The organism is Luteimonas soli (genome assembly GCF_042648865.1).
Taxonomy (GTDB): domain Bacteria; phylum Pseudomonadota; class Gammaproteobacteria; order Xanthomonadales; family Xanthomonadaceae; genus Luteimonas; species Luteimonas soli.
This window is the reverse complement of the sequence record NZ_JBHRYA010000001.1, coordinates 102,868-115,201: the sequence shown is the minus strand read 5'-3', so window position 1 is coordinate 115,201 and position 12,334 is coordinate 102,868. Positions and strand designations below refer to the sequence as shown.

At 68.5% G+C, this 12,334-nt stretch carries 11 protein-coding genes; 1 reads left to right on the top strand and 10 read right to left on the bottom strand.

Going from position 1 to position 12,334, the window contains the following annotated elements:
• Nucleotides 1-3: 3 nt before the first annotated feature.
• The 9 genes from ACFONC_RS00520 to ACFONC_RS00480 form a co-directional block, all read right to left on the bottom strand.
• Nucleotides 4-489, bottom strand: coding sequence for a F0F1 ATP synthase subunit B (locus ACFONC_RS00520; protein ID WP_386741567.1), 486 nt, complete (start codon nt 487-489; stop codon nt 4-6).
• Between the two features lie 71 nt (nt 490-560).
• Nucleotides 561-836, bottom strand: coding sequence for a F0F1 ATP synthase subunit C (gene atpE, locus ACFONC_RS00515; protein ID WP_386741565.1), 276 nt, complete (start codon nt 834-836; stop codon nt 561-563).
• A gap of 67 nt (nt 837-903) precedes the next feature.
• The gene (atpB, locus tag ACFONC_RS00510) at nt 904-1,785 is read right to left on the bottom strand and encodes a F0F1 ATP synthase subunit A (RefSeq protein ID WP_386741564.1); all 882 of its coding nucleotides are present in this window, start codon (nt 1,783-1,785) and stop codon (nt 904-906) included.
• A 4-nt stretch (nt 1,786-1,789) separates the two neighbouring features.
• Nucleotides 1,790-2,176, bottom strand: coding sequence for a hypothetical protein (locus ACFONC_RS00505; protein WP_386741563.1), 387 nt, complete (start codon nt 2,174-2,176; stop codon nt 1,790-1,792).
• A gap of 377 nt (nt 2,177-2,553) precedes the next feature.
• The gene (locus ACFONC_RS00500) at nt 2,554-4,461 is read right to left on the bottom strand and encodes an N-acetylmuramoyl-L-alanine amidase (protein WP_386741562.1); all 1,908 of its coding nucleotides are present in this window, start codon (nt 4,459-4,461) and stop codon (nt 2,554-2,556) included.
• A 637-nt stretch (nt 4,462-5,098) separates the two neighbouring features.
• The gene (lpdA, locus tag ACFONC_RS00495; RefSeq protein ID WP_386741561.1) at nt 5,099-6,931 is read right to left on the bottom strand and encodes a dihydrolipoyl dehydrogenase; all 1,833 of its coding nucleotides are present in this window, start codon (nt 6,929-6,931) and stop codon (nt 5,099-5,101) included.
• Nucleotides 6,932-6,935: 4 nt separating this feature from the next.
• Nucleotides 6,936-8,102, bottom strand: a complete 1,167-nt coding sequence (locus ACFONC_RS00490) for a mechanosensitive ion channel family protein (RefSeq protein WP_386741560.1) — start codon at nt 8,100-8,102, stop codon at nt 6,936-6,938.
• 8 nt (nt 8,103-8,110) lie between these two features.
• The gene (locus ACFONC_RS00485; RefSeq protein ID WP_386741559.1) at nt 8,111-9,547 is read right to left on the bottom strand and encodes a dihydrolipoyllysine-residue acetyltransferase; all 1,437 of its coding nucleotides are present in this window, start codon (nt 9,545-9,547) and stop codon (nt 8,111-8,113) included.
• 166 nt (nt 9,548-9,713) lie between these two features.
• Nucleotides 9,714-10,472 (bottom strand): DUF2884 family protein, encoded by a 759-nt coding sequence (locus ACFONC_RS00480; RefSeq protein WP_386741557.1) that lies wholly within the window; start codon nt 10,470-10,472, stop codon nt 9,714-9,716.
• A 256-nt stretch (nt 10,473-10,728) separates the two neighbouring features.
• On the opposite strand from ACFONC_RS00480, the gene ACFONC_RS00475 reads away from it, so the two are divergent.
• Entirely contained in the window at nt 10,729-11,370 is a 642-nt protein-coding gene (locus ACFONC_RS00475) for an OmpW/AlkL family protein (RefSeq protein WP_386742183.1), read from the top strand.
• A 108-nt stretch (nt 11,371-11,478) separates the two neighbouring features.
• Here the strand turns inward: ACFONC_RS00475 and ACFONC_RS00470 are convergent, their stop codons facing one another.
• Nucleotides 11,479-12,327, bottom strand: coding sequence for a hypothetical protein (locus ACFONC_RS00470; protein ID WP_386741556.1), 849 nt, complete (start codon nt 12,325-12,327; stop codon nt 11,479-11,481).
• Nucleotides 12,328-12,334: the final 7 nt, after the last annotated feature.

Below are 12,334 nucleotides of genomic sequence, written 5' to 3'. Positions count from 1 at the left end.
CGGTCAGGCCGCTTCCGACGACAGCTGGGCGGCGAGTTCGTCGAGCAGCGCCTTGTGGGCGTTGGCGTCGATCTCGCGGTGCAGCAGCTTCTCGGCGCCGGTCACCGCCAGCACGGACACCTGCTTGCGCAGGTCCTCGCGCGCACGGTTGGAGGCCGCTTCGATCTCGCTCCGGGCGAGCGCCTTCTGGCGCTGGCCTTCGGCGACCGCCTCGGCCTTGGCCGCGTCGATGATCTGGTTGGCGCGCTGGTGGGCCTGCTCGATGATCTCGTTGGCCTTGGCACGGGCCAGCTTCAACTCTTCGTTGACCTGGTCCTGCGCCTGGGCCAGCGCCTTCTGGCTGTTGTCGGCCGCGGCAAGGCCCTCGGCGATCTTCTGCTGGCGCTCCTCGATGGCCGCCATGATGTGCGGCCAGCCGAATTTCATCACCAGCCAGACGACCGCGAAGAAAGCGATGCCCTGAACGACCAGAGTGAGGTTGGGTAGCATGGTGCTGTGCTCCTGGTGCCGGCGGCGGGCCGCCGGCGATGCCTGAATCGCGTGCTTGTCGAGCGGGTCGATCAGCCGCCGAGGACGGCGAGCAGCGGGTTGGCGAACAGCAGCAGCAGGGCGATGGCGACGCCGATCATCGGCACGGCGTCGAGCAGGCCGGCGACGATGAACATCTTGGTCTGCAGCATCGGGGTCAGCTCCGGCTGGCGCGCCGCGCCTTCGATGAACTTGCCGCCGAGGATGGCGAAGCCGATGGCGGTGCCGAGGGCGCCGAGGCCGATCAGCAGGCCCGCCGCGATGACGGTGAACTTCAGGACTTCGGCGATGAGGACTGCGTTTTCCATGGTGTGCTCCGGTTGAATCGTTTGCTGTTGCGTAGGTGGATGGGAGGAACGAAAGGGGGTGCGCGGCCTAGTGGCTCTCGGCCGCCATGCTGAGGTAGACGATCGTCAGCATCATGAAGATGAAGGCCTGCAGGGTGATGATCAGGATGTGGAACGCGGTCCATGCGAAGCCCGCGATGAACTGCATCGTGCCCATCAGGTAGGTGCTGAAGTGGGCCAGCGACGCGTCGAGCGTCATCAGCGCGATCAGGACGAAGATCAGCTCGCCTGCGTACAGGTTGCCGAACAGTCGCAGGCTCAGGCTGAGCGGGCGTACGCCTTCCTCGATCAGGCGCAGCAGCACGTTGGCCGGCGCCAGCACGATCTTCATCGGCGTGCTTTCGGCGTGGAACGGCGCGGTGAAGATTTCCTTGGTGAACCCGCCCACGCCCTTGTGGCCGATGCCGAACACCTGGATCAGCAGGAACACGGCGATCGACAGGCCGAACGTGGTGTTGAGGTCGGCGGTGGGCACGGCGCGCAGGTAGGCGTGCGCAGGGTCGTGGCCGGCAGCGACGTAGCCGTTGGCCCAGGCCCACGGCAGGAAGTCGACCGGGATCAGGTCGATGAAGTTCATCAGGAACACGACGACGAAGATCGTCAGCGACAGCGGCGCGATCATCTTGCTGCGGCCGTGGAAGGTCTCGCGCACCAGGCCGTCGACGAAGCCGACGATGATCTCGACCAGGGTCTGGAACTTGCCCGGCACGCCGGCGGTGGCCTTGCGCGCGGACCGGATGAAGAAGAACAGGAACAGCAGCGACAGCACCGCGGTGAAGAACAGGGTGTCCACGTTCAGGGTCATGAACTGGCTGTCGCCCACGCTCACCTGCAGGTGGTGCAGGTGGTGGTTGATGTACTCGGTGGATCCGCCGGTTTCGGCGGCCGGGCCGTTGTTTTCAGCGATCACGCGTTCAACCCTTGCTGTGTGCGTCTTGCTTCAGGAAATTGAGTGCCAACAGGTAGGCCAGCAATCCCGCCACCAGCCCCGCCAGCATCGGCAACGGCGGCAGGCGCCAGACCGCCAACCCGGCCGCGAGTACCACGATCGCGACCAACCACTTGCCCATCGCAGCCAGCAGCAACCTGCCGAATGCGACCGGTGCCGGGACGATGCCGCCCAGCGCCACGACGGCGGAAAGCGCATTGCCCAGCACCAGTGCGAGCCCCCCCACCCCCACTGCCAGCGCTTCCCGCGCGTCCCGCGCGATGAAAGCCGCTGCCAGCAGCGCGACGACCAGTCCCTGGACCGCCACCGCGCGCAGCGCTGCCCGGCGACCGGCGGCGATGGGATCGTGCACGCGAATCACCTGTTCAGCTTGCGGGATTTGCCGCGGAGGGCCGCATGACCTGCCCTGATGCAATCCCTCCTGCGAAGCCGCGGAAGTATAGCCGGCCCTGATTTTCGCGGCAACCGCCGGAAGCCCTGATTTTACGGGGGTTTACGTCGGGGACGAACCGGGCGCGGGCATGCCTGCCCGCGGAACCTTTCGGCGCCGGGCGGGTCTGTCCTTGCAGGCCTGTTGTCCCATTCCTCGTCGGATCCGCTGCAGGCCCCCGGAGCCCCGGTTCTCTCCATGACCGGGGCTTCCTCTTTATGTGGCCCGCAACGGGCGTGGCGGCGGCCCGGGGACCTCCGCCACGCGATGGCGCCCGGCGCCGGCCGGGCGCCTTGCCGTCACTTGATCAGCTGCACGTTGTCGATGTAGGTGTTGACCGTGTAGCTGGTGTTGGCGTGGTACAGCCAGATCGCGTCGAGCTTGACCGTGCTGGCGGTGATCGCGCCGTTGCTGCCGCCGGTCCAGGCGTTCCACTGCGCGGCGTCGGACAGCTTCCACTCCACGTAGGTCCACTTGTTGGCAGCGAGCGTCTTCGAGATCGAGCGTTCGGTGCCGTCGCTGTCGTCGATGCCGACGCCCACCTTCATGCCGTTGCCCGCGGCGTAGACCCAGAAGCCGATGCGACCAGTGCGCGACAGGCCGGTATTGCTGCCCGGATTGCCGCTGCCCGACAGCAGCCGCACCGCCCACGCCGCCGTGCCCGCCTTGTCGACCAGCCTGACCTGCAACGAGCACGAGCCGTTGTGGCGGATGCTGCAGTTGCGCTTGGCGGTCGATGCGGTGGAGACGCCGGTGGTGCTGCCCGAGTACGTCGGGCTGGTCACGAAGTGGCCGACGCTGCTCTCGAAGCTGTCGAGCACGGTCGTGCCGCCGGACGAGGGATTGATCAGGCCGTAGTACTTCGACCAGTTCCAGTACTTGCCCGGGTCGGTATGCGAGTTGTCGGTCAGGTTCTGGTGGCCGAGGATGTCGTAGCTGGCGTCGCTCAGGTCGGCCGAGGTGTAGGTCTTCATGGCCCTGGTGCAGACGATGCCCGCGTAGCGCGCGCAGGCCTGGCGGGTGATCGCCGCCGACTTGTTGTACATCGCGCTGGTGTACCAGTCGGGGTTGCTGATGTAGCCCTCGTGCTCGATGCCGATCGAGTGCGGATTGTGCGAACGCACGTGCCAGGCCTTCTGGCTCTCGCGCACCATCTGCGTGACCTGGCCATCGGAACTGCGGATCAGGTAGTGCGCGCTGACCTGGGCGCTCGGGTTCTGGAACCAGGAGATCGAGCCGGCGTAGCTGCCCTGCATCGTGTGGATGGCGACTTCGCGCACCGCCGTGCCGCCGCGCGAAGACTGGTTCGGCGAGTACACCCAGCGCGCGCCGGGGAAGTCGACCGTGGCAAGGCTCGCGTTGCCGGGCTTGCCGACGAGGCCGGCATCCGCGCCGGCGGGCGACCGCGCGACCAGCTGCCCGGTGCGCGGATCGACCGCGAACGCTTCGGTCTCGACCACGCCGCGGTCCAGGTCCAGCCGCACAAGCGGTGCGTTCAGGCGGACCAGCATGTCCGCGGGGAACGCCCGCTCCCACTGCACTTCGCGTTCGGGCACGCGGATGCCGTTGTCGTCCACGCCGCGATCCATGCCGAGCAGCACGTCGAAGGCGAAACTGGCGCGGGCATATGCATCCACGGCACTGGCGGCGCCGGCCCTGTCGCCGAAGCCCGCGTAGTCCTGCAGCGCTTGCGCCAGCGCTTCGTCGTCGCGCGCGGAGCCACGCAGTTCGCGGTCGAGCAGCACCGCCGCGGCGAGGATGTTGGTCGCCGGATTGTGCTTGACCCGTTCGGACGTGGTTCCCAGCAGCGCGGCCGCTTCACCGACCTGGTCGGCGAAGCCCTCGCCGGCGTACAGGCCCATCACGCCCCAGGCGCGCGGCATGTCGCTGTGCGGCGGCTCGCCGTTGCGGTCGGGCCGCAACTGGTGCCAGCGGCTCTGGCTGTACGCCAGCGCTTCCAGCGTGCCCGCGGGAATGCGCGGATAGCGCGCATAGGCGGCGCGGAACATCGCCGGATAGTGCGAACGCTCGGCGCGCAGCAGTTTTTCCTGCGCCTGCAGGCTGCGCGCGAAGTCGCCGGTGGCACCCGCCTCGGCCAGCGCCCTGGCCTCGTCCACCGCCTGGCCCGGCTCCCCGTTCGCGACCGCCGCCATGCCGCTGCCCGATGCGCAGGCCAATGCCAGCGCCGTCAGTATCACGTGCTTCATGAAGTTCTCTCCCTGGATATCCCCTGTGCCGACTGGAATACCGGCATCCGGATTTTTCCGGCATCTGGGGCAAACCCCTGCCCGAGGGACGGGTATCACAGTTCGACGCGCACCTCGCGTCGCGCGGCCCGGCATCCGCATGTGCATGCTTCCGACGGCGGCAATCCAGGCAAAACGGTCTGTGTGCGGGCTTCGGAAGCAGCGTCGTCCCGACCGGGGGTGCTTCGGCGATTCATTGCCAGGGCTTCTTTATCGGCAACCGAAGATCAAAAGCCGTCGGGGGCGTAACCCCGACCTACGTGGCCTCAACCGAAGCGACGATGGCTACGTCAAGGTGAGCCGTGTCCTGGCGGCCGGGGGCCGCGACAAGCGCGCCACGGATGGCGCGCGCCCGAATCGGGACAGAGCCTGCCCCCGCGAAGGCGGGGGATGTCCCGCTGAGGGAAAAGCGGCTCCCGGCCGACAGGGCACGGCGACCTGCCGGAGCCTGCACTGTCGCCTTGGTCGTGCATCCCCGCGCACAGGCGAAGGACCTCTTTCTTTCCGGACCTGGAAAACGGCCGCAACAGATTCCTCGCTGCGCCCGGAATGACAGCCGCGCTCTTCCGTCAGGTGCCCACGGGAAGAGCGTCAGCAATCATTTCTTCTTCGGCACGTACAGGTCGGTGATGGTGCCGTCGTAGACTTCGGCGGCCATGCCGACCGATTCGCTCAGGGTCGGGTGCGGATGGATGGTGTGGCCGATGTCGGCGACCTCGCAGCCCATCTCGATCGCCAGCGCCGCCTCGGCGATCAGGTCGCCGGCATGCACGCCGACGATGCCGGCGCCGACGATGCGCTGGGTGGCCTCGTCGAACACCAGCTTGGTGAAGCCCTCGGTGCGGCCGATGCCGATCGCGCGACCCGACGCGGCCCACGGGAACTTGCCGACGCCGATCTTCAGGCCCTTTTCCTTCGCCTCGGTTTCGGTGACGCCGACCCAGGCGATCTCCGGATCGGTGTACGCCACCGACGGGATCACCCGCGCCACCCACTCACGCTTTTCGCCGGCAGCGACTTCCGCCGCCAGCTTGCCCTCGTGCGTGGCCTTGTGCGCCAGCATCGGCTGGCCGACGAGGTCGCCGATGGCGAAGATGTGCGGCACGTTGGTGCGCATCTGCGCGTCGACGTCGATGAAGCCACGCTCGGTCACGCGCACGCCGGCCTTGTCGGCATCGAGCTTGCCGCCGTTGGGCGCGCGGCCGACGGCGACCAGCACGCGGTCGAAGGTCTTCGTTTCCGGTTGGCTGTCGCCCTCGAAGGCGCAGGTGATGCCCTTCTTTTCCGCCTTCGCCTCGACCACCTTCGTCTTCAGGTGCACCGCGACGCCCTGCTTCTTCAGGCGGTCGGCGAGCGGCTTGACCAGGTCCTTGTCGGCGCCGGGCATCAGCTGCTCCATGAACTCGACCACCGTCACCTCGCTGCCCAGCGCGCGGTACACCGTGGCCATTTCCAGGCCGATGATGCCGCCGCCGACAACCAGCAGTTTCTTCGGCACATCGGCCAGCTCCAGCGCGTCGGTCGAATCCATCACCCGCGGGTCGTCCCAGGGGAAGAACGGCAGCTTCACCGCCTGCGAGCCGGCGGCGATGATGCACTTGTCGAACTTCAGCAGCTGCGTCTTGCCGTCGCCGCCCGTGAGTTCGAGTTCATTCGCCGAGACGAACTTCGCGCTGCCTGTCGCCACGCGCACCTTGCGCTGCTTGGCCATGCCGGACAGCCCCTTTGTCAGCTGGCCGACGACCTTTTCCTTGTAGCTGCGCAGCTTGTCGAGCGCGATCTTCGGCTTGCCGAAGTCGACGCCGTAGTCGGACGCATGCTGCGCCTCGTCGATCACCGCCGCCGCGTGCAGCAGCGCCTTGGATGGGATGCAGCCGACGTTGAGGCAAACGCCGCCGAGCGAGGCGTAGCGCTCGACCAGCACCGTGTCCAAGCCGAGGTCGGCGGCACGGAACGCGGCGGTGTAGCCGCCGGGGCCGGCGCCGAGGACGACGACGGCGCATTCGATGTCGGGCTTGCGGCCGGTGGCGGATGCGGCTTCCGGCGCAGGTGCTTCGCTCTTGCCGTCGCCCGCACCGGAGGCAGGCCTTGTTTCCGGAGCCGCGCTCTCACGCGGTGCGTTGCGCGCGCCACTCTCTCCCGCAGGCGGGAGAGGGGCTTCCTTCTTTCCGGCATCTGGCGCGCCCGCGGCGTCCTGCGTCTCGATCACCGCCACCACGCCGCCCTCCGACAGCGTGTCACCGACCTTGACCTTCAGCTCCTTCACCACGCCGGCCGCCGACGAAGGCACTTCCATCGTCGCCTTGTCCGACTCCAGCGTCACCAGGCCCTGGTCCTTCGCGATCGTGTCGCCGACCGCGACCAGCACTTCGATCACGGGGACGTCGTCGTAGCCGCCGATGTCGGGAACCTTGATTTCCTGAGTCGCCATGTCGTTACTCCTCGGGGGCCTGGCGGCCGCGCGTGGGGCCGGCCTTGGATGTGGGGGATTGGGCCGCTTCTTCCTCGGCCCGCCGTCGAATCGCCTCGTCTTCGGCGATGCGGCGCTGGGTGTCTTCGGTGGCGTCGTTGGCCGAACGCACCTGCGGCGCAGGCGCCTGCGTACCGGCCGCGGGGGGCGCCTGCTCGCGGTCGATGCCCGGCAGCAGCAGGCGCTCGGCCTGCTCGCCCTCCAGGCCGAACGCCGAACGCAGGCGCAGGTCGCGCTGCGGGCGCGCGATCTCGATGCCGTGCTCCCTGAGCGAGGTATCCAGCTCCCACAGGTACGCGGCCTGGATGGCGACGTTGCGCCGCGCCGCGGCGCCGGTCAGCCACACCACCAGCAGGAAATCCACGCCGTTCTCGCCATAGGCCACCAGCCACACTTGCGGCCGCTGCTCGCCCTCGGTGGCCAGGGTGAACGGCACGCGGGCGGCGGCTTCCAGCGCGGCCTGCTTGACCAGCTCCTTGTCGACGCCGAAAGCGACCCGGAACGGAACCCGGATGCGGCGGTTGACGCTGCGGTGGGTCCAGTTGACCACGCGGCCGTTGACGAACTCGGCGTTGGGCACCAGCACGCCGATGTTGTCGTTGGTGATGATGCGGGTGGCGCGGATGTTGATCGCATGCACCGTGCCGCGGGTGTCGGCGTCGAGCTCGACGAAGTCGCCGACCTTGAGCGAGCGGTCGAACAACAGCACCAGGCCAGCGATGAAATTGCCGAAGATCGCCTGCAGGCCGAAGCCCAGGCCCACGCCCAGGGCGCTGGCGAACAATGCGAACTTGCCCAGCGAGACGCCGGCGAAATCCAGCGCCAGCAGGATGCCGACCAGCAGCAGGATGTAGTGGATCACGCGCGACAGCGCATACAGCGCGGCCTGGTTCACGCCCTGGTGGCGGCTGCCGAAGCGGTGCAGCGCGCGCCGCACCAGCACCGACGCAAGCCAGGTGAGCGCGATCGCCAGCACCGCGGCGATCAGGCCGCCCACCGTCACGTCCAGCGCCGAACTGCGCAACAGCGGCAGGTCCAGCAGCGCGCCCACGTCGTCCCAGCCGCGGCCGGCCGCTTCGCGCAGGCGCTCGCCGGCGTCGGCGGACTGCGCAGGGGCGGCCGTTGCTTGCACCGGCCCGCCTACAGCAGCGCGCGCCGCATGTCGCCGAGCAGCTGCGCCAGGTACGCGGTGAAGCGCGCCGCGGCCGCGCCGTCGATGACGCGGTGGTCGTAGGACAACGACAGCGGCAGGATCAGCCGCGGCGCGAACTCCTTGCCGTTCCAGACAGGCTTCATCGCCGACCTGGAGACGCCAAGGATCGCCACTTCCGGGGCGTTGACGATTGGAGTGAACGACGTGCCGCCGATGCCACCGAGCGAACTGATCGAGAAGCACCCACCGCTCATCTCGGCCGGGCCAAGCTTGCCGTCGCGCGCCTTCTTCGCCAGCTCCGAACTTTCGCGTGCGATCTCCATCACGCCCTTCTGGTCGCAGTCGCGCACCACCGGCACCACCAGCCCGTTGGGCGTGTCGGCGGCGAAGCCGATGTGGAAGTATTTCTTCAGCGTCAGGTTCTCGCCACCGGCATCGAGCGAGGCGTTGAATTCCGGGAACTTCTGCAGCGCGGTCACGCTGGCCTTCATCAGGAAGGCGAGCATGGTGAGCTTGGTGCCACTACCGTCCCTGGACGCGCGCTCGTTTTCCTTGTTGAGCGCGACGCGCAGCGCCTCGAGCTCGGTGACGTCGGCATCGTCGTGCTGGGTGACGTGCGGGATCATCGCCCAGTTGCGCGCGAGGTTGGCGCCGGAGATCTTCTTGATCTTCGACAGCGGCTTGACCTCGACCTCGCCGAACCTGGAAAAATCCACCTTCGGCCACGGCAGCAGGTCCAGCCCGCCGCCGCCCGCGGCGACGGCGCCACCGCCGCCGGCCATCGCACCCTTGACGAACTGCTGCACGTCTTCCTTCGTGATCCGGCCGCCGCGGGCGCTGCCCTGCACGCGCGCCAGGTCGACGCCCAGCTCGCGCGCGAACAGGCGCACCGCCGGGCTGGCATAGGGCACCTTGTCCGGCATCAGGCCATCGGCGTCGAGGCGGCGCGCGGGCGTCGGCACAGCGTCGCCGGATTTGGCGACGTCGCCGCGGGTGATGTTGTCGCGCTGCCCGGCAACGTCCACCGGTTCCACTTCGGCGGCCGTTTCGGCGGTGCGGGTGGTGGACTGCGCTTCGGGCTGCGTCGCGCCTGGCTTCGCGGCGTCGGACTTCGCGGATTTCTGCTTCGAAGGCGCTTCGGGCTTCGCGGTTTCATCGGACGCCTTGGCAGGAGCCTCTTCGCCAGCGGCCTCGATCACCGCCACCACCCCGCCCTCGGACAGGCTGTCGCCCACCTTGACCTTGAGTTCCTTGACCACGCCGGCGAACGGCGACGGCACTTCCATCGTCGCCTTGTCCGACTCCAGCGTGACCAGCCCCTGGTCCTTGTCGACCGTGTCGCCGACCGACACCAGCACTTCGATCACCGGTACGTCGTCGTAGCCACCGATGTCGGGGACTCGTGCTTCCTTCAGATCGGCCATGCGACGCTCCGGGGTGCCAGGGAACGACCATTGTCGCCCGCCGCGCCGCCGCCGCCAACTCCGCGGCGCGCAAGGATCCCGGAAAAGTCGCGCCCTCCGTGGGGGCACGGAGGGCGCGATGCCCGCGCCGCAGGGGAGAAATCGGCGCGAACGGGGGGCGGGCGGCTCAGTCGGCGGTTGTCGCGCCGGCCCCGGTCTCGACCCGCAGCAGGTCCAACGGCTTGCCGTCGTGGCGGTAATCGAGCGCATCGTCGATGCGGTCGAGGGCCTGCATCCGGCTGCACAGCGTTTCGGCATTGCGCTCCAGCGCCTGGGCGCGCGGCTCGACCAACGCCTCGATGCGGGCATCGAGGTTGTCCATGCGCTCCAGGCGACTGCCGTCGCCGGACAGCGCTGCGCGCAGCGCACCTCCGACGATGTCGCCCATCAGCCGCGGCACCACGCCGGCGACGGCGTCGCCGATGCCCTTGCCCAGGTCGGTGCTGTTGAAGTGCGTGGCGCTGATCGAACGCGCCAGGCTGCGGTCGAGTTCGGCACGCGCCTGCGCCAGCTTTGCGTCCGTCGCGTCCGGATCGAGGCTGAATCCCCTGGCCACCTCGCCCAGCGCGGTGAAGGCGATGTCGGCCGCGTCCTGGCCGATCTTCGCCGCCAGCGGCATCATCGCCCGCGCCTCGCGCTCGTAGTCGGCCAGGCGCTGGCGATCGGCGGCACCGACCTGGACCCATTGGTCGTCGATGAACAGCCGCCCCTGGCGCATCAGCACGGTCCTCGGGGCGCCGTCCTCGCGGGTCAGGACCACGCTCTTCGACGTCAGCGCGAAGTCGTAGTCGCTGTGCACATCGCAATCGACCTTGACGTCGCTGCCGACGGCAGCGCCGGCGGACGCGAGCAGCAGCAAGGCACAACCAAGCGGCACGATCCGCATCGTCCTTCCCCGGAAATCCATGTTGCGTTCAGTTTCCCGCCGGGGCGCGGGCGCGGCGCGTGCCGGTGGGGGGAGTGACCTTCGTCATGCGCACGCGCGATCGCCCCGGCGCGCCGGATCGGCTGGCTTAATCGCGCGTCAAAGTTCCCTGAACGTTCGCGGCGCAAACAAGGGCGGTTCATGCACGCATCGCCAGGATGTCCGCGCCCCTCTCCCCGGGGCATAGAACACAAGAGGAGACTCCCCCATGTTGTCCATTCGCACACTGACTCTGGCCCTTGCCGCCACCGCTGCCACCGCAGCATTCGCGCCCGCCGCGTTCGCACAGGACGCTTCCGGCGACACCGCGTCCGGCAAGCGCTTCAGCGTGGTCGGTGGCTATTCGCTCACCGAGCCGACCCGCAACCCCGTCGTCGACGGCAACCTGACCAAGGCCGAGGGTGAAGGCACCCCGACCCTCAGCGCCGCCTGGAACATCACCGACAACATCGCGGTCGAAGCCTGGGGCGCGGACAAGGCGGGTTACCGCGTTTCCACCGGCGGCAACAAGACCGCCAGCATCGACGGGCAGGCGTATTCGCTCAGCGGCCAGTACCATTTCGGCGCCGCCGACAACATCGTGCGCCCGTTCGTTGGCCTCGGTTACCACGAGACCAACTACAGCAACGAGAAGGCCGCCGACGCCGGCGCGCTCGCCGGCAATCGCATCGGCGTCGAGACCGCCAAGGGCGCGGTGGCGACGGTTGGCGTGGACGTCAACATCAGCCCGACCTGGTTCGCCCGCGCCGACGCGCGCTACTTCGACGGCGATGGCGACATCAGCGTCAACGGCACCAAGGCCGGCACCACCGAGTTCAACCCGGTGATGGTGGGCGTGGGCATCGGCGCGCGGTTCTGACGCCGGCGTGTGTGCCCTGCGCCACGCGCGATGCCGCAAAACGACAGGGCGGGCCGTGACGGCCCGCCCTGTTTTCATTCGTGGGCCACGCCATTCCGGCGCGGCCGGTCAGTCGCCGACGATGCGCAACCCCAGCGTCAGCTGCGCCTGCGCCACATTTTCGGCGTGGCCGTGGACCTGCATGCTGATCGTGATCGGCTTCGCGAACACCTGCGCGGCCTGGGCCTCGGTGAGGCCGTAGGTCTCCACGAGCTGGCGACGGGTGAGGAACCCGGCGATGCAGGTGTTCGTGCCGCGCTGGAGTTCGAATCGCTGCTCGCCGCCCAGCACCACCGTCGACAGTTGCGCGCTGGAGCTCACGGACGTGAGCAGGCTGCCGTTGAACGGCCGGCCGGTGGTCGGATCCACCAGCCATGGGTCCAGCAGCACCTCGCTCTGGATCCGGAGTTTCGGCGAATAGAACAGCCCTGCGGTGACCGGCTCCGGGCCGGGATTCGCGTACTCGATCGACAGCATCGGCGACAGCCAGTGGCACAACAGCGAGTGCGCCGCGTTGCCTGGCAGCGTGATGGAGTCGCCGACATCCTGGAAGGAAAACTGCGTGAATGCCGAATCCGTCCGCTCGCAGTTCCCGTCCTCGTGCTGTGGGGCCGCGCAATCCCTGCTCAGGTAGACGTCGATCTGGGTCACCCCCAACCACTTCAGCGGCCGTCCGAACGATTCAACGTCGCCCACTTCCTCGCGAGTGGGCGACGGCGGAGTGGTGGGGAACGGGATCGGCACGCGCGGCGGCACCCACACCGAAGGAGGCGAACCTGACCGCGGCGAGGCGGCCGCGCTGGTCGACGATCCCGCGGCAGGCGCGCCCTGCAGCGAAGGCTGCGCAGCATAGGCGACCAGCGAGGCGAACGCCGCGGACAGCAGGCCGATGGCGAGGTAACGACGGGACTTGCGCATTGGATCG